This window comes from Sphingobacterium yanglingense (genome assembly GCF_004363245.1).
GTDB lineage: Bacteria > Bacteroidota > Bacteroidia > Sphingobacteriales > Sphingobacteriaceae > Sphingobacterium > Sphingobacterium yanglingense.
Genome location: NZ_SNYV01000017.1, coordinates 174,283 through 197,383 on the forward strand (window position 1 = coordinate 174,283; position 23,101 = coordinate 197,383).

The following is a 23,101-nucleotide window of genomic DNA, read 5'->3' on the forward strand; positions in this document are numbered from 1 at the left end:
CATTTTTCTGTTACCTATTATTTAGCTACAGCCCTTCAGAACGCCCAAATTTGCATATATAACTTATTTTCACTATATTACAAAATTCAGACGCAAACATTGCGAACCATCTGAACATATTTCTATCAAATAAGGAGTGTACTTTATGCATAGGTATGCACAATCTAACTCCTTTTATTCACAATCATATAAAAATCACTAAGCATATGAGCAATAACATTTTAATACATTATCCGAAGGCCAATTCGAGGCCTGTTAGTGTGAACTACAAAATATCGAATGAAGATGGGTTAAAAACAATTACTTGTGTCGTCCCGGACAAAGAAAACACACCGGCTTGGCTCGAATTACAGAAATTTGAACTGCAGGCCATGAAGTTTGACAAAGGCTATGACCTGGTATTCGAACAACGTAAATTTGACCGCAACCTGGACACTGTGTTATTCATGGATAAAGTCTTCGAAAAGATTATGGATTTGAGGCAAACATGACACGTTTGTCTGCGGCAATGCGTAGCTTTGTAGTAGAATTACGAAGTTATGATTACAAAAGAGCAGATATTACACGCATTGAGCCATGTAGAGGATCCGGATTTGAAGAAAGATCTGGTTACGCTCCATATGATTCAAAATATTGAGATATATCCGAACAAATTAAAATTTGATGTGGTACTCACCACACCAGCATGTCCGATGAAAGGGCATATCGAACACGCCTGTCGTAATGCGATTGCCCTATTTGTAGACAAGGATATCGAGGTCGACATCAACATGACCTCCAATGTCACCAGTGTAGACACCTCCCAGCTTAAAGGCATCAAGAATATTATCCTTGTTTCGTCGGGCAAAGGTGGTGTGGGCAAATCTACTGTAGCAAGTAACCTAGCGCTGGCTCTTGCAGAATCCGGTGCCAAAACAGGCCTCCTTGATGCAGACATCTATGGACCATCGTTACCGATTATGTTCGGCCTAGAAGGTGCTAAACCGATGGCTACACAGATGCCAGATGGTAAGACGAAAATTGAGCCTATCGAGAAGTTTGGACTGAAACTTCTCTCTATTGGTTTCTTTACCGATCCAAACCAGCCTATTCCCTGGCGAGGCCCTATGGCGACAGCTGCTATCAAACAGCTCTTTAACGATGCGGATTGGGGTGAGCTGGACTATCTGATCGTAGATATGCCGCCAGGTACTGGCGATATACATATCACGGTATCGCAGACCTACCCTATCTCGGGTGCGGTAATCGTGACCACACCACAGCAAGTGGCACTAGCTGATGCCATTAAAGGGATAGCCATGTATAAGATGGAAGGTATCAACGTACCTATCATCGGAATAGTAGAGAATATGGCCTACTTTACGCCTGCCGAATTACCGGAAAACAAATATTATATTTTTGGAAAAGACGGAGGTAAGCGACTTGCTGACGATAACAAGGTTCCTTTTCTCGGCGAAATTCCATTGATCAAAGCGATCAGCGATGCCGGAGATAACGGCTTTCCAGTAGTACTAGATGGAGATGAGGATATATCCGAGGCTTATAAAAATATAGCGGGCCGTGTAGCCCAAGAAGTCAGTATATTGGCGAATAAGTAGTATTTTAAGCGTAACAAAATAAACCAGAGAAGGTATCAATAATAGGCATTGATACCTTTTCTGGTTATATCAAGGCTTCTCCGCCAACCTCGTATCCGTATCTTCAGGGCAAAAGCTCAATAGCTCGTTTTTTTTCACCATTTTAGTGCCATCCTGACGGATTACCGCAAGTATTTCTTTTTCACTAAGCCTATGGCATACTGCAGCATTGACACGACGCTCCTCAGGTATACAATGTATATTCTGAATCCGAAACCCATACCAACGGCTCATCTCTACTACAAAATCCCGAAGCGAAGCATCTTCATACACACGCACTGCTCTACTCCAACGTACCGCTTTGTCGTAGTCTGCAGCCGTCGTGTAGAACAAGGTATCCCGCACATTTCTACTATCCCTATCCGCAATACGCACCAAAAGACCTTGTGCACCAAGGCAGTCTAGCTTCACTCCCCTATCCTTATTATTCTCCCGCAATGTCGCTACACCTTTCAATAGCGTAGCCTGAGTCATACCACCTAGTGCCATCACCATCACTTCACCCTCTACCATCGTCACCTCCCCATTGTCCGTCACTAACCGCAATGGCCAGGCATCGGTCTTTTGCTCCATTTCTATCAAGGCCTCACCCAACACCTTTACTGCTGTACGATTTTTCAATTGTTGCAAGGGGTAGTGCAATGCCGATTGTGCGTTTAACCTAACCCGAGCACCATTCGGCAATTGAACCACACATTGCTGTAGGACTGCCGTAGAAATCACCAGTTCACGGAGCTTGGAATCCGTATCCACAGCACCGCTTTCTTCCAATACCAATAAACCATCCGGCATCCTTTTCGCTATTAGCGGACCTAACGCAACAGACTCTCCCGAAGTCAGTACACGACTATTATTAGCCCCCAACAGCAGTGTAGATGCAGACTCCGACAGTGGGAACTCCCCATCCATAGCAGCCTCATTGCAACTGCTCTCCACGTATAGTTGCTGCGTCTTAGGCTCTCGGCCCACTAAAAAAAGCAATACTGCAGCAACGAAACATGCCGATACACCCACCGCCATCTGCACTAGCAGCTTACGTCTTTTATCTCTTTCCAATGCCTTTACCACCTCCATACCAGCCTGTATTGCTTTTGCTTTCTCCATGACCATATCCATATCGGGCCGCCAGTCCCCCAATTTACCTTTGGGCAATTGCCCTTCCAAATCACGCAGCACCTCGATGACCATATTGTCATACGCCTCCTCCGAATAGCCCGCCCTTTCCTTTTTCAGTAGCAATGCTTCTTCTGGGCTGATCTGTCCCAACAGATCCTTTCTTATTAATTCTTCGATATTTACCTTATTACTCTTCATTGTGATCTTTGCTATAATTCACGATCCGACAGATTACCTGCAATTACCTCTGAGAAAGTTCTCACACTTTCGCTTCACTTTACTCATCAGATTCTTGACAGTTTGTGGTTTCAGATTAAAACGCTTTTCCAGCGCCTCATTATCCAAACCTTCCAGTGCCGAAGACCTTAATACTTCACTTTCCCTCGGGGTGAGCAGTTCGCCTTTGGAGAAAATCTCATCCATCAGCTCCTTAACAAGCAGATCCAAATCGGCCTCCTCACCATTACTGACCTGATGCTCCTCCTCGATCGGCTCACCAGTATGTCTTTGCTGTGCACTACGTATTTTACCCCCTATCCTTCGGGCTATCCCCATGATATACTTAAAGGGATCATTCGCGCTAGCCACCTCTTGATGTTTTTGATAGACTACGATTAGCGTAAGCTGTATGACCTCCTGGGCCAGATCCATATCATAAGGAAATTTATGCACGACAAATGTTTTCAGCTGGTCCCCAAACCTCTCTTCCAGAAGTCGCAACCCACGATGCGGATCATCGTATAATATTTTAAAGATTTCATTGTCCATATCTTCGGTTTTATATCCATACTTCTATTTATTTTATATTTTATTAAAAATTATTAAACTGAAAATCAATTAGTTAAAAACAAACCGGGAATACACATAGTATTTCCGCCCTAAAAAAGGCAGTAGTATATAGAGGACAATGACAATTTATAATATGGTAAACCAAATATAAGACAAAAAAAGAGACAAACAAAATATAAAATATTTATTTACAAGTAGTTATATAAAAATATGACCTAAAATTGGAATGGATAAAGAGTTATCAAGTTAACAAGTGATCGAGTTAACAAGCTAGACAAGATAACTCGCTAATACATGCAGTGAAGCGAAGTCCACACAGCATCGGGAATAACTAGATCACCAGATAACATGATCATTTGATAACATTAAAAAGCTATACAGATACTTGATAACAGGTTCACAGGATAGCTAGATAACATAAGAAAAATGAAAAACACAACAAAACATATCACCCTTTACGGCATCCGGATCTTCCTGATGGTATTTTGGCTATACGTTGCGCTGGACAAGCTGTGGAACCTTTCGGCATTCCATAGCGCATTGATCAGGCAACCATTTCCAGACTGGTGGGCAGATATACTGTTTTTGTTATTGCCACTTACCGAATTGGGGTTAGCCATCCTATTCATCGCAAATCATCCTTCAAATCCCCGTCATTCAGAGGATCCGCCAATGGGCGGAGACGTGGGAATCTGGAATTTATCGACCAGATTACCCTATATACTATCCGCGGCAATCCTTGTCATCTTCAACATTTACATTGCCCTTGGTGTGGCAGGTCTCTATACCGACCGACCTTGTGGCTGCGCATCTATACTCAGCGGATTATCCTGGGGCTGGCATCTACTTGTCAATCTATTGTTGCTCGGGCTCTCCATACTGGGGTGGTACTTGACTGGACCAACTACCCCCATGGTCGCGTACACAAGAAGCAAAAGACAAGTAATACTATTCATCCAGTACCCCATCAGTATAATCGTGCCGATGTACCGCCTCATTCTAGTGCGAACCAAAGTATTCAAGCGGCGATTTGCCCCTTTCCCGGCTAGTCCGGTATTAGAATAGATTATGATACGTAGCGGTATCTGCGTAAAACTTGCCTGCAAGAATACCCGAGGTATTAAACCAAGATCTATGCACCTCGTAAAAGCATTACATAGGTCGACAGTAAAGAAATTAGAGTTTTTTGGAGGACGTTTTTTGCTATTATAAAAACGGCAACAAGAGATGAAAACATTAAATTTCATCAAAAAATATGCGATGGCTATAGTAGCCGGAATCGCAATCATGGGATTTAGCTCATTCAAGCTATATCAAAAGGAAACCTTGACCGATGTGGTGTTTAGATATCAACCACCAGGATCATTAACAGACCCTTACGACGAATCTAATGTCAAAAACACAGCATACTGGGTCAAAGACAATGAGGTGTGTTCAGAATTGGCTCCACAAGAAGTCGCTTGTTCAATTCAGGTACCACTTGGAAATACCATGAATAGTGGTAATAATATTGATCCAAGCAAAGTTACGATCGAAACATCGTTTCATAGCACAAAAAACTATGGAGTCGCACCATCAACAGCATTGACTCCAAAGTATACCAACCCTATAAATAGACAGCTACACCCCTAGCTGACGGTTTGAGCCAATACCTTTATTGTTAGGGATTAAACCCCGTCGAGAACTCATTCGACGGGGTTTAATCTTCTATTCAAGGTACATTTTCACATCTGTGGGTAATCCCAAAATCAACTTAGAAGAATTCGGATGGACTTCGATTCGCTCCCCATCTATGATATGTACCAAAACAATATCTGCTCCTTCCAAATTCAGCCTTTTAACATCAGAAAGCCTGATACCTCGCATCAAAAGTTCCTTCCTCCTTTCTTTCAATACCAAATTCAATGCTTCCACTTTTCCAGTAACTTCTTTTGGCTTATACACCTTACTCTTATCCCAACGATGTTTTAAAAGTAAATTAACATCAGCTAAACAAGCAGAAATATTTCCCGCACGGGCGTTGGATTCTGCACGCACCAACAACATCTCTGCCGACGTCATTCCCGAAAACATCCAATAGGGAGAATGCGAATACGTACCTTTAAACTTATAATATTTCCCCGACGCAACAAAAAAAGCCTTCCGACGCAAATCATCCTCTTCGTATGTTAACATAAGATTTGAGTCAACCATGGCGTACCCTGGTGTATGATTCTGAAAACGCTGATTCATCTCCGAATAAAATATTGTTTCTTTTGTGAATTTTGTAAAAGGAACAGTTGCCGTTATCTTGACCCCATCACTTGGATTATTGTAATCCATTAGATCAGAAAATAACCTGAGAGAAGCATCTGCTGCTGTCCCCGCCTCACTATATTTGCCCATAGACAAATATGTTCTTGCTAATAAGGCATAAGCGGCTGCTTTTGAAGGCCTAGCTTTAACCAAAGGCAAATCATCAAGATACTTCACTGCTATGTGTGCATCATCTATCACCTGCTTATAGGACTCTTCGATTGTTGAAAATTGATTTGGGATATTGATATCAGACACTTTTCTCAATACAATCCCTCGACCGAGATTATCACCTTTAGGATCATATGCAGCCGAGTAGGTCCATAACAATTGCAAATAATAATATGCTCTGTAAAAATGAGCAGAACCGTACACATTATTCCATTGCTTTTCATTCGTCTCATTAACATTTATTTTTGCAAGACCTTCTAAACAAAAGTTCGAATTATATATAGGCAAATAACAAGTGCCCCAATCGGTTGGAAAATAATAGTCAAAAGGTTCCCAACGATACAATAGCTTTCTTTCTGGTAAAAGCGAATTATAACTACTCCCTATTATAAAAAAATTATCAGCTGCAGACTCGGCGTAAGATGGTGTACGTAGTTCATTCATACGACCAAAATCGTCCAATATATCCTGTAAGTCTTTTATCGAAGTAGGCACCTGTGCCGCATTACTGTTTTTAAGATCAAGATAATCCTTACAGGAAGTGAGGATCAAGGCTCCGAGGAGCACTATGTATATTTTAGCTTTCATAATCATTAACTTATAAATTAGCTCTTAAACCAACTGTGTAGTTTTTTTGTAGAGGTATGGATTCTGGGCTATCTGGATCTAGATTATGCTTATTAGCCCGCCATACTATCCCCAGATTATTGACATTAGCGAACACCTGCAAGCTTCCCATGTTCCATTTCGATAACTTTATATTATAAGCAAAGTTGACGAATTGCAACCTGACATGATCGGCTTTCTCAACCAACACCTCACTTGAAGCATAGAAGCCATCTCGGCCTTCCTTTTTTAAAGGATATTCCCAAGCAGGAATATCCGTCTTATCACCTATACTTTGCCATCTTTTGTTATAATCGGGATGTACTGTCCCATTTGACAAAAGTGCATTTGAAGAAAATGAATTTCTCCTAAAATAATATCCGCCTTTATAGCTAAGGTTAAAAGAAAGCTCAAACTGCTTATATCGAAACGTATTAATCCAACCACCAAAATGGGTCGGGATAGCTGACCCTATAAATCGGATAGCTCCTTCATTTTCTAGCGAACTATTATTAATAGCTTTATAGTCGGTTGAGATTTCCCCATTCAATATCCCCTGTGGATTACCATCATTATCCAGCCCCTTCCAAACAAAAGCAGCCAGCCCATACAATGGATACCCCACCACCGGATTAATTTGGCTACCTGACGAGCTAACTAGCCTAGACAACGGCGTCACATCATATGGATAATAAGACTTCTTCGTCCGATTCTTGTTGTAGTTATGAATCCATGTAGACTGCCACTTTACAGTGTTCCATCCCCCACTATACGTAACCTGCATGTCTACCCCTCTACCTTTTATAGCTGCCACATTTCGCATAATCTCCCCCGTCGCTCCCCATGAAGTATAGTCATAACTAGAAATCCCATAAAGATCATTCCCATTTTTTATATAATATTCAAACGAACCTGAAAGAGGAATATTTTTAAGTCGCCATTCAACACCAGTATTTAACTGCATTACTTCTTCCCATCGTAATGACGGATTATTGATGGTCCCTATACGACCGTAAGGGAGACCTCCATTGACCAGCGTATTAGTCAGTGAAGCTGTAATCGGTAATGCCGCTCTACTCAGATCTACATTGCCACTATATCCTAAAGTAGCTTTGAGTTTTAAATAAGCAAATGGAGTCTGTTCAAAAAATAGCTCCTTTGTAATTTCGTATCCTGCACCGATCGACCACAACGGTTTCCACTTATCATTGGCAGACACCCCAAAGAGATTAGAACCATCTTTTCTAATGTTACCGCTCAGTGAATATTTTTCCTTCCATCCATAGTAAAAATTACCATACATACTTACAAACCTATTAACAATCGTCGGAGAAATTAAGGGATCTCCTCCTATCGAATTATAACTACCGAACGGTTTTGTAAGAAACATGGAAGTCTTATCCACACTGGCAAAAAACAATGGGTCTTTATGATACCCGAAGAACATCGAATTATCACCCCATGATTTTGTCTCCCTCGTTTCAAAACCCAGCATAGCCATTATCAAATGATCTGTTATTTTCCGATGGAAATTAAATTGACTACGGAAAGCATAGGTTTCTAAACTAGCAGTACTTTTTGCCAGTATATTTCCTTTAGGTAATGGATAGGTGACCTCGCCAGTACTTTCATTTATCTGGCTAAATGAATTAACTCTATCACGAACATAGTGACTCTCCTCTCCAAATAAATCTTCGATAGCCACATCCTGTCGATGTCGTTGATAAGAAAGTTTTAAATCTCCGCCTGAAAAAAGTTTTAAATCCAAGCCAACATTCCCTATAAATTCTTTTTTTGTATTGATGCTTAAATTCTGATCTGCTTCTTGAGCGGGGTAATAATTCCAATCCAAAAGCCGTCCCTTTCCTACTGTATCCAATATAGTTTTGCCATAGTATTTATAAAATGGCGCAGCCTGACCATTCTCATTCCACAAACTCAGATAAGATACGGAGCGTCTCTCTCCTACTCCAGTCAGAGAACCAAAACTGGGTATATTGAACGATTCATTTTTCGCATTAGAATACGAGGCGGCGGCATTTAGCACAATCCAATCCACAATTTTCGCACTATTTGCTATCCTGATGTTTGTCCGATTCCCAGGCTGTCCATAGTTATCTTTTTGAACATCCTGATTAAGCGATAAGATATAGTTGTGAGCTATATCTCCACCAGAGAGTTGAAATCCTACTTGTTGCGTATTTGCTATTTTATAGAAATGATTAGCATACTCCTTTTTAAGATCATTCCCCACATAAAACTTCCTATATGCTAAATAGACATCCTCCGTAATGTTATTTTTACGTTTTTGATTCAACCAATAGACTATAGGTGATACAGGTGGTGCATTCCATGCACTCAACTGATTATCAAAATAACCATCAGAAAACAATTTCTCCTCCAAACCAATATAATCTTCATTCTCGATATTAACCAATTTGGAAAGATCCGGTTCCTCTTTCCACATCGTATTATAATTCAGATCAACTCTGGTCTTTCCATCTGTCTTGGATTTTTTACTGGTTAAAACAATTACTCCATTTCCACCTCGGGCACCATAGATAGAGGTAGCTTCCGCATCTTTCAATACAGTAACAGATTCAATATCATTTGGATTGATATTATTAGTATCACCCTCGTACACAAAATCGTCCAGTACTACCAATGGATCCAACGCTCCATTTATCGTACCATATCCTCGTATAGTAATACCCAACTTGTTCTGGGGATTTGTATTTGTTCGCCCCGTCTGAAAGGTTAACCCATTAGAAACACCATTTAATCTATCTAGTACATTTGTCCCCACCTGCTTTTCCAACAACTGTCTATCGATAGTTACCACTGATCCATTGATTTGATTAGGCTTCAATTTTTGATATCCTGTATTAACAAGGACCTCATCGATCTGCAGTGGAGACTTTTCCATTATGATGATCTTAATAGTCATTAGCTCTTCCGATAGCACGTATCTACTGTTATAACCTATCTTAGAAAAGACCAACGTATCCGCTCTATCAGCACGTATACTAAACTCCCCTTCGGAGTTAGTATAAGCATTAATACCGTTACTATTATTCCTAATAGACACCCGATCTATCGATTTATTATCATTATCCTTAACCACTCCAACTACATTGATCTTCTGACCTTGTGCTGCCAGTCCTCCTACCATCAGGTTAAAAAGAAGAATTAGATTTATTATTCTCATGACAATAGATTTAATGTTGACTCCAGTATTGATTAAACCTAGCGTGAGCAGGCATTTCGGTCATTTTGCCTGATAGTATCGATAGATACTCTTCATCAGACAAGGTATTCGCATTAGCAATCCCGAATAGTACGCCATCTTTAATCCAGATATTAGGACCTAAACATGAGCCATCTCCTAAAAATGATTTGGCAAGAATAGATGACGATGAGCCTATAATCTGAGTACTTAAATAACCTCTCTTTCGGACAATTATAGGAACTCGATGAGGATAAAAGCTCATATAGAGCCCTAAGAAATTTAGCTTATCAGAGTGGGTTTTCAAGAAATGCTCCCAATGATTCATGGACTTAATACAGGGCGTACAATATTCATCCCAAACATCTAATACCATCCATTGTTTAGCAGACATCTGCCGCAGCGTAATGGTATCGCTCCCATATTCATTATTTACTACCCATAGTGGTAGATCCATAATTTCATCCGCAATCTTATCCCCAACTCTTATTTTCGGCAATTTCTCTATGTCTATTTCATATGTGCCCAACGGAAATTTTTTATAATCAGCATCAGGATTCCTATCATAAATAGTTTTTATAAAATAGGGCTTCATAACAACATAGCCGTATAAACTATAATTGTATACGGCTTTACGAACTACGCCTCCATCATTATCCTTTAAAACTATGTCCTTTACCTTTCCTTTTAACGTTCGTGGGTCCGGTAAGCCATCGGTCTCCTGCCCGAAGGCAGGAGTTACCAAGGCCGTACTAAACAACACACAGAATATTACTAACAATGCGTCACTGCGATACCGCTCTAGCGGTAGAAGCAGTCTATCTCGCAATCTATTATTTTGCATTCTCAGGCGGATATAGCCCTGCCCTTGGGGCAATCCGCTCCCACCCCTATTAAAATTTATCATTTTTTAGGTATTAAAGTAAACCGAAACAGTACCGCAAAAACCGAATATTCGATATTACGACTTTACCGCTTCACGGTTTTACAATGAATAAAAAAGAAATCTCAAGCGTCATTATGCGTGAATTATAATTGGTCTTTTACGTTAGTAATATGACACTCGAGAAATGAATAAAAACACAGGCCTATTATTTTATTGTACAACGACAATAACTCTTGCAAATCGGTTTGTACCCATAGAATTTATCTTTACCTTTAAGGTGCGAAAATAAAAGCTGATAGTAGTCTATGGTACAATTTATTGCAAGGTGTATAATATGCCGTTAGCAGAATAAAGGAACAGGACTTTTAATAACAGACCCCTTTTACTTTAGTCGTCATTCCGCCGTGTTCCGATTTTAATCGGAAACCAAAGTGGATGACCCGAAGGGTTCATCGGAGATAATCTATAAATTAAAGCAGTCTAGAACAAAAATGTTCTCCTCATATTCTGTCTACTACTATCCACTTTATTCTGGAGGAGGTTTTTTTGAGGATACAAAGTACTTAACTCGGGCCATAGGCCAGAGGACTGTTGTTTGATTGGTTACTGTACTCGTTTTCATCATAATAGTTTATTTATGAACGAGTCCATCATTAAAGGAAAGGGTGCCAGTGTAGCGGTCCTTGCTCCTTCTGTAGTGGCAGGGGAATCCCGTCAGAAAAACCTCTATAAGTGTAGCTAGCTACACTTAGCACCCACAAAAGTACAAACGCAGGGACCGCCTACTGGCATATTATTATCTGTAAAGATACATATTCCAGTAATAAAATTGGCGATCCGCGTGTACTCTCTAGGGTTGATCTTGACGGGATTCATTTTCCACATAGAGAGACTCGTTTTATCAGTCACAAAAGTAACCGACTAACTGTTTCGCATTTATTAGTTAAACAAAGATAGTAAAAATATAATTAGAGACAAATATTTCACTAATTAAAATGAGGAAATCGAATTCTATTGAAATGGTGGACAGAAAACTTGAATTTGGCAAGCAGCTAATCAAGTATAGAGAAGTTGCTGGATTAACACAAGAAGAGTATGCAAAATTTCTTAAGTTAGACAGAAAAGTCGTGCATAACGCAGAATCTGGAACGCATAGTTTAGGAATAGAAAATTTAGAAAAACATGCTGCTGCATTTGGTGTACCATATTACATCATGGGAAATCCAAACATTGAACCACCGACTTATGACGAATTACCAGAAGATTTAAAAGCATATATAGCGCAGGTCAAAATCGATAGGGAAAGGAAAAAAGAAGAACCACAGCAAAAGATAGGTGTGGTCGTAGACCAAGAGATACCTACTTTTCTTGCTACTCCTAAAACTGCCTTAGAGTTTGTAAATCATTTAAAACATTTGGGGCTGACATCCACATCACAAAACATTAAAAATTTACTTACATCAAAAAAACGAAGTAAAATAGTAGATGTCATTCCAGCAAAAGGAGAAGATGACGACAAGTATGTCTACAAACAAGAGCAGAGTTAGAATATGTATTCGACGAGCCCCTTTATTCGTATCAAAAATAAACTAAGATTAAGGTATCTTATCAAATCCTGAAGTAGAGTAAATTTCCCTATTACCTATCTTTAAACAGCTATTGTAAGGCATACATGCCGTATCATCTAAGGCATTTTTGCATGTACGGGTTTGTACCTTGCCCTTCGGTCGTTCTTGCAGGTTTCTTTGAGAGAGGTAGGAAACGGGGTCGAGACTATCTTGGGACATCCTCGCCTGTTGTTCGCTTATTGTTCGACCATCGTTTGCCCTAGAGTCAAAGTATAGGCGAAGTAAGACCAAAGGATAAGCGAAGCAATCCCGAAGGAATCTCGAAGATGATACGGAGCGTTATCGAAGCATAGCCGAATCTATAGCGGAGTTGAACGGACTTGAGCGGACTTAAGGGGAGTTGAGGGGACTTTGACCAATTGATTTATCTTATTTCTATATTATTGTATTTCATACCGAACGGTTTATCCAAAATGGCACCATCTATCAATCCTGTTGACGAGTATCAACACCGCGCCCGCGTACCTCAATGCGGTAACCACAACCATCAAGAACACGTTGAGCTATGTCAATTACGCATTGTTCCACCTCAACAACTTAGATACAGATCTCAAGACGTTGTTGACGACCGTCAAGGACACATTGATTAATGTCGACAAAGTATTGACGCATCTCAACAGTCTGGACACATACTTCAAAACGTTATTGATGACCGTCAGGACGCATGGAGTATCGTCAACAGAGCATTGACACAGATCAGCAGCTTTAACACAGATCTCAAAACGTTGTTGATGATCATCAAAGACATATTGAGTAGTATCAATAACGCACTGACATCCTTCAACACACCTTGATCGGTCATCGACAGTTTATTGAGTACCGTCTACAGCCCATTGACGCTACTCAACCAACTAGATATTGTCTTTTCGCTCAATGAATCCACTCTTTTAGATCTCGAGGCTTTTCTCTAAAATCATGGTTAATCAATCTCCGCAAAAATGGAGCGAGTGACTGGTCTACCGCGGTTCGGTTTTTAGTGCGATAATCAAAAAAAGAGCAGGTTATACCTGCTCTTTAAAGAGAGTTATACCTCAATGGCTCTCTTTGATTCTAAAACACAACACATTTTTGAAAAGTAATTATTTGTTTTGCTCACCTATATTGGGATTATTCTCCATCTCGGAACGAGGAATCAGAAACTGCCATTTATCATCGCCGGCCTTTACTAGCATAAAGCCTCCTACAGAAGCAGACGTAAAGTTTGGCACAGCATCCCGATCCATATCTTGGTTTAATCTTTTAAGGTCTAAGAATCTAAACCCTTCTCCCCACAATTCCGCTCTCCTATAACTCCATATCTCCTTTAACAATTCATTCCCTGTTTTAGTAGATTTAATTGCTCCAGGATTTCGAACCGAATTAATCTCATGCAAGACATTTTGAGCTGGCCCTGCCTGTGTTTTTGAAGCATAAGCTTCTGCTTCTATCAGATACATCTCAGACAATCTCATCAAACTCACATCACCTAACGTACCTCCAGCAGCTTTAATCGAAAACTTGCGACTCATGAAGGGTTGACGCACAAAATTCGATGCAGGTAATGGAAAATTAGCGGCTGTAGGTGCAGACTCCCACATACTTTTTCTAACGTCTGTAGCTGGCAAAAAATCATATAATACAGAATTAATACGCTTAGGATTTGCTCTTTGGAATGAGGTATTTGCATTATAGGCTATCTGTGCAAAAAAAGACCCAAAAGTATCGCCTTGATCCTCCGAAGGCATAGACGCCCACATAAATTCAGACAAGTTGGCATTATTAAAACCAGACTTATACTCTTCTACATTCATAAGCCTGAAGGCCTGAGAATTGATCACTTCTCGAGCATATTTGATAGCATTGTCATAATCTTGCATTGTCAACGCAACACGTGCTTTCAACCCTTTTGCAATCCAAACATTCGTTTGCGATTTATCCGCTCTAGTTGTTACATTTAACCCAATGGCCTCATCTAAATCCTTATTAATAGCAGTATAAACCTCCTCAACAGACACTCTAGGCATTTTATTATCCTTTTGAGACAAAGGAAGCGGTACCCCCAATTGATTGTTCGGTTTACTTGATGCATCATATCTCTTGCCATAATATTGAACCAAATAAGAATAAGCATAAGCTCTCAAAACCAAAGCCTGTGATTTCAATTTTGCTTTTTGGTCAACAGGAGCATCCAAGAGATCTATATTATCAAGTACTGCATTTGCATTGCCTATGATACGATAAAACGTCCTATAAACATACGCTGTGTTGGCACCATTATCTATTCTATGGCCATTCCAGTTACCGTCACCTGTGCCAGTAAACCAAGTGGAAGAACTAATATGCAAATCTTCCGCTAAAAAGTCATTACTTAACAAAATCCCGCCCACACCAGGCTTGTTCTGCACATTTGAACTGACCGCAGTGGTTCGCTCAAACATATATCTGTAAACCCCATTAATTACTGTCTCAACATTTTCAATAGATGAGAATATCGCTTTATCATCTACTTTATCCGTAGGTGAGGTCTCTAGATAATCTTTCGAACAACTAAGAAAAAACAAAGAAACCAGTCCTAAATATATAGTTTTTTTCATTTTTTTTGTTTTTAAAATGCAACATTAAGACCAAAGGAAAAGATTTTGCTCAAACCATAGGTAGTAGAATTTGTGCCATCAAACGACTCAAGCGGATTCAATCCTTTACGCTTCGATATCATTCCTAGGTTTTCACCGGAGAAAAAGATACGTGCCGATCTTAAATCAATTCTATTGATCCAGTTTTTAGGTAAATTATAAGCGACATTGACATTGCTAAAGCTAATATAAGAAGCATCGATTAACCATCTATTTGAAGCAGCATTTAAATCACTTGTCGCGTTCATATCCAATCTTGGAATATCCGTTATTTGTCCAGGTGTAGTCCAGGCTTTTCGTTGATCTGCGTGCATTGCGCTACCGTACCTCAAATTCATCAAACCTGCGTATTCCCCGTCATAAAACTTCCCTCCTAACTGATAATTTATCAAAAAACTAAGTGAAAAATCTTTGTAACTAAATGTATTCTGAACCGACCCAATCAAATTAGGAATCGCGGTTCCAAAATAATCATACTTCGCATCGGATATAGTCGTGACGTATTCCCTACCATTAACTGTTCTGATTTTTTCAGGTGCAGTACCTTCTACTGGAGTATAGAGGGATGAGCCATCCGCAGGATCAACTCCTTGAAAATCTCTTAACCAAAAACTATATACATCTCGTCCCACTTCCCTACGCTTAGTTCCAGAGGTAATAACTGGATTTTCTGCTGGCATTTTTGTAATCTCGTTTTTAAAGAAGGTCCAATTAGTTATCATCCTCCAATTGAAATCCTGTTTACGGATGATTTCTCCTCCAAGCTGAATTTCTAATCCCTTATTATAAAGACTTCCAATATTAGCATTAATAGTAGTCACAGGATCTGACAAGGCTAAAGGAAGAGCAAATATCAAATCATCAGAACCTCTTTTATACAGTTCTATTTCACCAAAAACCCGATTCTTCAAAAGGCTAAAATTCAATCCAACATTGTAGGTCTTAGATGCCTCCCAAGTTAGATCTGGTGTTGCCAAACTACTCAAAAGTAGGCCTGGATGCGACCCATTATTAAATCCTAATGAATAAAAGGCCTGATAAGCATAATAGGTACTCAACGCATCGTTACCTACAGCCCCCAAGGAAGCTTTCAACCTTAAATCATTTATCCAAGAAACATTCTGCATAAAATTCTCTTTACTAATAGACCACGCTCCCCCTAAAGAATAGAAAGTTCCCCATCTACTGTCTTTATGAAATCGAGATGACCCATCCCTTCTCAACGAAGCATCAAAGAAATACTTGTTATCATAATTATATGCCGCCTTAGAAAAATAAGATTCTAGTCTATATACATCTTCATACCCCCCGGCCGAATAAGGAGTAACAAAATTATCGAATTTTGTATTCCCCGCTAAGATTTGATTCGTCTTTGAGGACGAGTTAATACTAGCTTTATACTCATAATTCTCATGTCCTCCAAATGCTGAGACATAATGTTTATTAAAATTTTGCTCATAGTACAAAATTTGATTAAATGTCAATGTCCTTGACGAATGGCTCCGATTATAGGAATATCCTTTTAAAGTAGCGCCATCGCCAATCTCTGGACTACGGAACTGATCATCTAAACCATTTCTAAAATCTGCACTCACACTCGGTTTGAATTTGAAATGCTTTAAAAAAGAAACTTCTGTAAATGTCCGCGCAGATACTGAATTCCTCTTATTCGTCACATCATTCAAAAGAGATTCCCAAATCACATGTCTACCTTGTGATGCACCCGTAGGCCGCGCTACAGCCCCGGGATGCATTCCTGCATCATAATATTGTTTCCCGGTTAAAGGGTCAATTATGGCATTTCCAGTCTTGTCCCAAGCATGCACCGGGTAAATAGGCCCTATTCCACGTATAAACATAAAAGGATTTACGAAGCTAGCTGCATTATCTGTAGACGCATCTCTTGCCAGATTTCCCTCAGAAGTGCTTCCAGCGACATTTAGTCCAAACTTTAGCCAATCTTTAACTTCAGAATTTACATTCACACGGCCAGAAAACCTCTTAAAATCTGACTTTAAAATGTATCCATCGTCTCTTAAATATGATAGAGAACTATAATAATCTGATTTCTCCTTTTTATTAGAAACACTCAGATTCGCTTCGTCACGATGCCCTTGTCGAGTCATAGCGTCATACCAATTAAAATCATCATATAATAACGATGCGTTTGGATTTAATTTCCCATCTACTCCTACTATATTCTTATCATCTACATTAAAGGGATTATAAACCAACTGAGATGCAATATTATCGGTAGCATACTGACTTGCTTCTTGATCAGACATGGGTTTTTCTTTTCTAAACTTAACCGAGTTTTTCATGGCTTCCCACATCAACGGATAATACTCCAGAGTGTTTACTCTTTCGTACTCAGGAATACCACGAGAAGTGAACCCCTTATTTAAAGTTAGAGACAACGTAGGAGTCTCGGAAACTCCTTTTTTTGTGGTGATAATGATGACACCATTTCCTCCTCTAGATCCATATAGAGCTGTTGATGTAGCATCCTTTAAGATTGTGAGGCTCTCTATATCAGAGGCTGGTATATCTCCTATACTACCTTCATATACTGCTCCATCTACAACATACAATGGAGAACTCGACACTGAATAAGACCCGAAACCACGTATACGAACAGACGCGCTACTTCCTGGCTGACCATTAATACCTGAAACTCCAATACCAGGAGCTGCTCCCGCTAAAGCAGAAGTCAGATTGGTTATCACTCTTTTTTCTAATTCCTTACTGCTAACAGTAGCAACCGAACCTGTTATTGCCTCTTTTCTTTGAGTACCATACGCTACTACCACAACCTCATCCAATTCATCATCTGCCACTAAAGTAATGCGGAGATTATTTTGATTTCGTACAGCCACCTCTTGCTCAAGATATCCGATATATCTTATAATTAAAATCGCTCCAGCATTAGCTTGAATAGAGAACGTACCTTTTGCATCTGTCATAGTTCCCTGTGATGACCCTTTTATTGCTACAGTAGCTCCAGCAAGCGGTAACCCCTCGGCATTTGTAATAACCCCACTTATCCTATTTTGGGCATCAATTACAAGATTAGGTAAGCTAGGATTTTTTTCAGTCTTTCTATTAATGGTTATGGTTCCATCAATAATTTTAAAAGCCATTTTATTACTTTCCAAAAGTTGAGTTAAGGCTTCATTTAAATTTTTGCTTTCAATTCTTACATCTACACGCCTTGCTTTCTCAAGGATAGCATCACTATATAAAAATTTATAACTAGTTTGTCTGCTTATTTCCTTAAAAGCGTCTTCTAACTTCGCGTTCCGTAGTGAAAGTGATACTTTTTGGGCTTTCCCACTTCCATATACACAAGTCATAAAGACCAACATGAGGACTGTTGTTATTTTCATAATCCGGAAAATTACTGGAAAAGGATTCCCCGACAGGGCATTACACCCTTTGCCAAATGATAAGTTATTCATACATTTGATTAATTGAGTTAATGTTAATAGTTTAATTCTGATTAGCTTAACGAATCTGAACGGAGGTGCTGCAACACCTCTGTTCTCGTTTTAATACATATTGTTTATATCATACCATCTTGTTTTTTTGAAATTAATAATTTATTGTTCTCTATTTTAAAAACTAAACCACTTACAAATTCTAACATTTTTAAGACTTCACTTAGGTTTGAATCGCGTTTGATCTCTCCTGTGTATGTCTGTGATAAAGAAACCCCTCTAGAAAAAGAAACGTCTATACCGTACCAATTCTGCAACTGCTTAGCGATAGTTACTATATTATCGCCCTTGAAATAAAATAAATTATTTTTCCAAGCTAGTTCTTTTAGAAGATCAGCCTGACGCACATCGATTCTACTTTCCATAACTTTGGCTCTTGTCCCCGGTAACAGAGTCTGTTCTAAATCATCCCGATACACGAGAACCTTACCTTCCTCCAACGTAGTAGCCGGAGCATCATCATAAGCTGAAACATTAAAACTCGTACCAAGTACCTTCACATTTCCGCCTAATGTCTCTACCGTAAAAGGCCGCTTCACATCCTTAATTACCTGAAAATAAGCCTCTCCTTTCAACTTAACTTTTCGCTGATCCTTAGCGAAACGACTTGGAAAATCCAACTCACTATTTGCATTTATCCACACTTTTGTACCGTCAGAGAGCGTTAAATTCAGAAAGTTTGCCGTCGGTACAATTAGTTTATTGAGAGCCATTGTCCCACCTTCTAACACGGTCTTTTTCTTCTCTGTGAGTACAGTCCCATCCTCAAGTAGCACGATGTTGTCATCCACTTTGACCTCTACACCATCCGCTAAGATAATTTTCGCTCCCTTAATTGCTGGAAGCACATCTTCCTTATATGGCTGATCCTTAGTTTTCATAAGAGATAGCGTTCCTAGCTCTTCTTTGCTTCTTAAAAAGAAGAAAGAAATAGCAGACACTGCTGCTAGAACCGCCGCGACACGCCCCCAACGCAATAGAGATCGCTTACGCCTTTTCTTTTGTATTCTAGACCATGCTTGATCCTCGTCAAAGGATTTGATAATATGCGTATCTATCCCTCTTTTCATATCTTCTTCTAGGATCCGCAACAACTGAAAATTACGCGGATCCTGCTCAGACCACTCTTGAAGAATACACGCCTCCTCTTCGGTCAATTCGTTATTGAATTTTCTACGTATTATTTGGGCAATATAGAAAGGGTCAGTTCTCATAATTTATAAGATTAAGAAACGGAAAGAGAATAAACGGGTGACAAAGAATTAACTTTTTTTTAACAAAAAAATATTCTCTAAAATTTGACAGCAATTCAGTTTAATTACTGGTGAGCACCAATAGCAAAATAACAAAAAAGAATTCGGGGTGAATTTTCTTACGCAGGACTTGTAACGCACGTTGCTTCTGCGTTTTGATAGTATTTATAGATATTGCTAGTCTATCGGCAATTTCCTGATTAGAAAGCCCATCTAGGTAACTTAGCTTAAATATACGCTGACATGAATCTGGCAATCCGTCAACAACTCTTGATATTTCAGCCATAAATTCAGCACGAATTATCTTATGCTCATAATCAATATCATCAGCTTCATTTGCATATTGCCGATCTAAGTATTTTTGTATTGTTTTGCTCTTACGACTTTGATTATATACCGCATTACGTATTGCACTATATAAGAAAGAACGAATCGCTAAGGGTTCAGATGAAATCTTATGTTTATTATTTAAATAAGCCATAAATGCGTCTTGCACTAAGTCTTCAGCAACTTCAGTATCCCTTACCATTTCCCAGGCAAAGTAACACAAGACCTTATAATGTCTTTTGAATTCAACTTGATCTTCGAAATACATATTTGCTCTCCGCTAGGGATATAATGTGATAGCATACTGTATTTAGCATGCACTAGTAAATATAGTGTATATGAAGATAAATGGCAAATAAGACAGCATATTGATTGCTTAAGATAAACCCTAACAAGAATCCATCCCTAAAAACTATCATTCCAAGAAAAAAATGAGGTTGAACTGATAATCATTGTCCAACCTCATTTTAAATTTCCCCTAGTTTGCTTTTATCACTTCTTCTTCAACTCTAATGGATAGGTACCAAATCCTCCAGCGCTTACGGTGTAAGCACCATTAATTTTAATCGTGCCCTCACATGGATTAACCAAATTTGCTGTTGCCCCCCCCACAGATGCAACGGAATATACACCATACGGCCATGGAGCAGGATAAGCCCCCAAAGGTTGTTTTGCGACATTTATAGAGTTATCGCCAGTCTTTACATCAACCTTAATGTTATTATAACCTGTCATCTGATAAACAATCTCAAAAGTTTTCTCATCTATTTTCTTGACTTCGGCAATAGTACCAACACCAAAATCCTCCCAATCGTCAACAATCACTTCAAATTTACCATCACCTAGGAACTCATCCATATCAAACTTACAAATACAGGAATAACGGATAGTCGGTCCAGCCCCGGGTTGCGAAATAACGCCAGCTCCGTACCCAGCCTCTCCACTTTTAGGAAAAGCCTCATATGTTTTACCCTCTTCGGTTATATAGTTAGCTCCTATATCGTAATTATCATTAAGCGCTATAGCTGCACCGAAAATTTGTTCTATCTGTGGCCCTGTAAGCTCTATTTCAGTAGGCATAGTCGAAACTTTCTCTTTCAAAACCTTAACATTATTTAGATCTCCATTTTTCATAATCACTATGTCAAAGTATTTCGGTTTTGCTTCAGTATCAAATTTCACTCCAACCGTGAGTTTGCCTTTAAAAGCCAGCGGATCTTGAAATGCGATAGATTCATCAAATCCTTTGAGTACCTTCTCTATAGCTGGCTGATTCAGGTATACAATACCATCCAACATAGTTGCATTGTCACTCTTCCGACACGCCGATGTCATAACCAATGACACCAAGGCAACAATATATAATATTTTTTTCATCACTTTCTATTTAAATTAAGGCATCCAAAAAACTTTCTCAGCATTTAAATCTACTTTCTGTTTTGGCGTATTTGGATTACGATTGACTTCATCCTGATTATACGGCAAAGAGTTCGGGAACTTTCTATTGGCAACAACAGGTACAGCAGGAAGATCTTCTCCTCCATTTCCACCAACAGGCGGAGTCACTGTACCTCCTATAGCATTCGGATCAAACAAAACAGGGTAGCCTGTCCTTCTATAGTCAGTATACTGGTCTACAGATGAGCCCACGCTTGACAACCACTTTTGTGTCATAATCATCTCTAACTTCTTAGCGTTATTTCCTCCATTGAACTGTGTTATAACATTAGTGATATAAGATGCCGCCGTAGGTGCCGTCGCTATTTTTGGAATAGTTTGACTTGATCCGTTTTTCGACACCACATGGTCTATCATTTTCATCGATTCATTAAGGGCCTTACGCAAGGTGTCCGCAACACTCCCCCCTACAATTCCTTCTTGCATAAGTTCAGCTTTCAAAAACAATATATCCGCATAAGTAATCATTCGATAAGGAGCAGCGCCTGTACCCGAAGAAGCAGAAGCAGAACCACCTTTCCCCTCGTCGTACTTACCACCAACGGGGTATATCCCAAATAATGTTACCAAACTCTGAACATTAGTTCCTCTTTTTGGCCCTTGAGACCCAAAATATTTTGAAACAAAAGCTCCATCCCTATACTCCACATTTGCATTAGGCAAATCTGAAGCCTTCATCTGATTATAAAAATAATAAGGAATCCGTGGATCTTCAATCCCCGTAAGGATATTATTATTATAGCCACTCATTATTTCATAAAGCCAAGGACTAACATGCATCGTACGCTGGGTTGCGTAATACTCTTTAAAACCAGGGTTTCTATCATCCGTAGCGTCATTTTTTCCAAATGGAACCATGAAGGAATTTTCGACGGAAGAAATTAATTTACCGCCTGTTAAAAGAGCATTCACTTGAGCACCGACATTCTCTATTTTTCTTTGCTGCACAAGAAGCTTCAACTTGATAGAATTAGCGGCTTTAACCCATAATTCTGGATCCCCACCGTAAATAATATCATCGGCTTTAGGCATCTTGTCGTTAGGAGCATCTGTATTCTCTAAATCTTTTATAGCATCGTCCAATAAGGAAAAAATCTGAGCATAAACATCTTTGCCGTTGTCATATTTTGGAAAACGATTGCCTTCTGCTGCTTGATTAGCTTCGGTATATGGTATAGAACCATACAAATCAACCAACACTGAAGCCGTATAAGCCTTCATCACCTTTGCAATTCCGACATACACTAAGTTTCCATCTTCGGTTTCTTGTTTAATAATAATATTAGCATTGGTCAATACATCTCTATAAGAATATTGCCAGCCTTGAGACGTTTCAAAATCGGAACCTGATGCGCCGTATTGATCGTAATCCCCGTAATGCACCATCTGGTGCATATAAGCGGAGGTGGCAGCAGAAAAGCCCTCAGCTGTAGCTAAACTATATCCTAAGTACTTTTGCATATGTGGCAAAAGAATATGAGATTCTAGTTCTGCTGGATTATTGGGATCTGTATTAATATCCAGTTGTTTTGAGCATGACACAGTAATTAGAGCCAAAACAACAAGGAAACTATTTCTTATTTTTTTCATAACTTTCATT

17 protein-coding genes are annotated in these 23,101 nt (G+C 39.3%); 6 read left to right on the forward strand and 11 right to left on the reverse strand.

The window, feature by feature from the left end; translation table 11 throughout:
- The first annotated feature begins 206 nt into the window (after positions 1–206).
- Both CLV99_RS18830 and CLV99_RS18835 read left to right on the forward strand, forming a co-directional pair.
- Positions 207–491: a hypothetical protein gene (locus tag CLV99_RS18830; protein ID WP_133586061.1), complete on the forward strand. Its 285-nt coding sequence runs from the start codon at positions 207–209 to the stop codon at positions 489–491.
- Between the two features lie 48 nt (positions 492–539).
- Positions 540–1,598, forward strand: a complete 1,059-nt coding sequence (locus CLV99_RS18835) for an Mrp/NBP35 family ATP-binding protein (RefSeq protein ID WP_133586062.1) — start codon at positions 540–542, stop codon at positions 1,596–1,598.
- A 69-nt stretch (positions 1,599–1,667) separates the two neighbouring features.
- Here the strand turns inward: CLV99_RS18835 and CLV99_RS18840 are convergent, their stop codons facing one another.
- Both CLV99_RS18840 and CLV99_RS18845 read right to left on the reverse strand, forming a co-directional pair.
- Complete coding sequence (locus CLV99_RS18840) at positions 1,668–2,951, reverse strand: FecR family protein (protein WP_133586063.1); 1,284 nt, start codon at positions 2,949–2,951, stop codon at positions 1,668–1,670.
- Between the two features lie 33 nt (positions 2,952–2,984).
- Positions 2,985–3,521 carry an RNA polymerase sigma factor gene (locus tag CLV99_RS18845; RefSeq protein ID WP_133586064.1) on the reverse strand — a complete coding sequence of 179 codons (537 nt, stop codon included), beginning with the start codon at positions 3,519–3,521 and terminating at the stop codon, positions 2,985–2,987.
- A gap of 447 nt (positions 3,522–3,968) precedes the next feature.
- Here CLV99_RS18845 and CLV99_RS18850 point away from each other — a divergent pair, with 447 nt between their 5' ends.
- Both CLV99_RS18850 and CLV99_RS18855 read left to right on the forward strand, forming a co-directional pair.
- Positions 3,969–4,607: a MauE/DoxX family redox-associated membrane protein gene (locus tag CLV99_RS18850; protein WP_394347255.1), complete on the forward strand. Its 639-nt coding sequence runs from the start codon at positions 3,969–3,971 to the stop codon at positions 4,605–4,607.
- A 162-nt stretch (positions 4,608–4,769) separates the two neighbouring features.
- On the forward strand, positions 4,770–5,174 hold the full coding sequence (locus tag CLV99_RS18855; protein ID WP_133586066.1) for a hypothetical protein: 405 nt from the start codon (positions 4,770–4,772) through the stop codon (positions 5,172–5,174).
- A 75-nt stretch (positions 5,175–5,249) separates the two neighbouring features.
- Here the strand turns inward: CLV99_RS18855 and CLV99_RS18860 are convergent, their stop codons facing one another.
- The 3 genes from CLV99_RS18860 to CLV99_RS18870 are packed head-to-tail and all read right to left on the reverse strand — an operon-like array spanning position 5,250 to position 10,747.
- Entirely contained in the window at positions 5,250–6,596 is a 1,347-nt protein-coding gene (locus tag CLV99_RS18860; protein WP_162850160.1) for a RagB/SusD family nutrient uptake outer membrane protein, read from the reverse strand.
- Positions 6,597–6,606: 10 nt separating this feature from the next.
- Positions 6,607–9,822: a SusC/RagA family TonB-linked outer membrane protein gene (locus CLV99_RS18865; RefSeq protein WP_133586068.1), complete on the reverse strand. Its 3,216-nt coding sequence runs from the start codon at positions 9,820–9,822 to the stop codon at positions 6,607–6,609.
- Positions 9,823–9,832: 10 nt separating this feature from the next.
- Positions 9,833–10,747 carry a hypothetical protein gene (locus CLV99_RS18870; RefSeq protein ID WP_133586069.1) on the reverse strand — a complete coding sequence of 305 codons (915 nt, stop codon included), beginning with the start codon at positions 10,745–10,747 and terminating at the stop codon, positions 9,833–9,835.
- A 974-nt stretch (positions 10,748–11,721) separates the two neighbouring features.
- Here CLV99_RS18870 and CLV99_RS18875 point away from each other — a divergent pair.
- Both CLV99_RS18875 and CLV99_RS18880 read left to right on the forward strand, forming a co-directional pair.
- Positions 11,722–12,273: a helix-turn-helix domain-containing protein gene (locus CLV99_RS18875; RefSeq protein WP_133586070.1), complete on the forward strand. Its 552-nt coding sequence runs from the start codon at positions 11,722–11,724 to the stop codon at positions 12,271–12,273.
- A gap of 516 nt (positions 12,274–12,789) precedes the next feature.
- Positions 12,790–13,044 (forward strand): hypothetical protein, encoded by a 255-nt coding sequence (locus tag CLV99_RS18880; RefSeq protein ID WP_133586071.1) that lies wholly within the window; start codon positions 12,790–12,792, stop codon positions 13,042–13,044.
- 389 nt (positions 13,045–13,433) lie between these two features.
- Here the strand turns inward: CLV99_RS18880 and CLV99_RS18885 are convergent, their stop codons facing one another.
- The 6 genes from CLV99_RS18885 to CLV99_RS18910 form a co-directional block, all read right to left on the reverse strand.
- On the reverse strand, positions 13,434–14,927 hold the full coding sequence (locus tag CLV99_RS18885; RefSeq protein WP_133586072.1) for a RagB/SusD family nutrient uptake outer membrane protein: 1,494 nt from the start codon (positions 14,925–14,927) through the stop codon (positions 13,434–13,436).
- A gap of 11 nt (positions 14,928–14,938) precedes the next feature.
- Positions 14,939–18,352 (reverse strand): TonB-dependent receptor, encoded by a 3,414-nt coding sequence (locus CLV99_RS18890; RefSeq protein WP_162850161.1) that lies wholly within the window; start codon positions 18,350–18,352, stop codon positions 14,939–14,941.
- Positions 18,353–18,528: 176 nt separating this feature from the next.
- Positions 18,529–19,677: a FecR family protein gene (locus CLV99_RS18895; RefSeq protein ID WP_133586074.1), complete on the reverse strand. Its 1,149-nt coding sequence runs from the start codon at positions 19,675–19,677 to the stop codon at positions 18,529–18,531.
- Between the two features lie 100 nt (positions 19,678–19,777).
- Complete coding sequence (locus CLV99_RS18900; RefSeq protein WP_133586075.1) at positions 19,778–20,311, reverse strand: RNA polymerase sigma-70 factor; 534 nt, start codon at positions 20,309–20,311, stop codon at positions 19,778–19,780.
- A gap of 224 nt (positions 20,312–20,535) precedes the next feature.
- On the reverse strand, positions 20,536–21,420 hold the full coding sequence (locus tag CLV99_RS18905) for a hypothetical protein (protein WP_133586076.1): 885 nt from the start codon (positions 21,418–21,420) through the stop codon (positions 20,536–20,538).
- A gap of 15 nt (positions 21,421–21,435) precedes the next feature.
- Positions 21,436–23,091, reverse strand: coding sequence for a SusD/RagB family nutrient-binding outer membrane lipoprotein (locus tag CLV99_RS18910; protein ID WP_162850162.1), 1,656 nt, complete (start codon positions 23,089–23,091; stop codon positions 21,436–21,438).
- Positions 23,092–23,101: the final 10 nt, after the last annotated feature.

Bases quoted from the DNA above. Each gene is read 5' to 3' on its own strand.
- CLV99_RS18830 (WP_133586061.1), top strand. From the start codon at position 207: ATGAGCAATAACATTTTAATACATTATCCGAAGGCCAATTCGAGGCCT.
- CLV99_RS18835 (WP_133586062.1), top strand. From the start codon at position 540: ATGATTACAAAAGAGCAGATATTACACGCATTGAGCCATGTAGAGGAT.
- CLV99_RS18840 (WP_133586063.1), bottom strand. From the start codon at position 2,951: ATGAAGAGTAATAAGGTAAATATCGAAGAATTAATAAGAAAGGATCTG.
- CLV99_RS18845 (WP_133586064.1), bottom strand. From the start codon at position 3,521: ATGGACAATGAAATCTTTAAAATATTATACGATGATCCGCATCGTGGG.
- CLV99_RS18850 (WP_394347255.1), top strand. From the start codon at position 3,969: ATGAAAAACACAACAAAACATATCACCCTTTACGGCATCCGGATCTTC.
- CLV99_RS18855 (WP_133586066.1), top strand. From the start codon at position 4,770: ATGAAAACATTAAATTTCATCAAAAAATATGCGATGGCTATAGTAGCC.
- CLV99_RS18860 (WP_162850160.1), bottom strand. From the start codon at position 6,596: ATGAAAGCTAAAATATACATAGTGCTCCTCGGAGCCTTGATCCTCACT.
- CLV99_RS18865 (WP_133586068.1), bottom strand. From the start codon at position 9,822: ATGAGAATAATAAATCTAATTCTTCTTTTTAACCTGATGGTAGGAGGA.
- CLV99_RS18870 (WP_133586069.1), bottom strand. From the start codon at position 10,747: ATGATAAATTTTAATAGGGGTGGGAGCGGATTGCCCCAAGGGCAGGGC.
- CLV99_RS18875 (WP_133586070.1), top strand. From the start codon at position 11,722: ATGAGGAAATCGAATTCTATTGAAATGGTGGACAGAAAACTTGAATTT.
- CLV99_RS18885 (WP_133586072.1), bottom strand. From the start codon at position 14,927: ATGAAAAAAACTATATATTTAGGACTGGTTTCTTTGTTTTTTCTTAGT.
- CLV99_RS18890 (WP_162850161.1), bottom strand. From the start codon at position 18,352: ATGAAAATAACAACAGTCCTCATGTTGGTCTTTATGACTTGTGTATAT.
- CLV99_RS18895 (WP_133586074.1), bottom strand. From the start codon at position 19,677: ATGAGAACTGACCCTTTCTATATTGCCCAAATAATACGTAGAAAATTC.
- CLV99_RS18900 (WP_133586075.1), bottom strand. From the start codon at position 20,311: ATGTATTTCGAAGATCAAGTTGAATTCAAAAGACATTATAAGGTCTTG.
- CLV99_RS18905 (WP_133586076.1), bottom strand. From the start codon at position 21,420: ATGAAAAAAATATTATATATTGTTGCCTTGGTGTCATTGGTTATGACA.
- CLV99_RS18910 (WP_162850162.1), bottom strand. From the start codon at position 23,091: ATGAAAAAAATAAGAAATAGTTTCCTTGTTGTTTTGGCTCTAATTACT.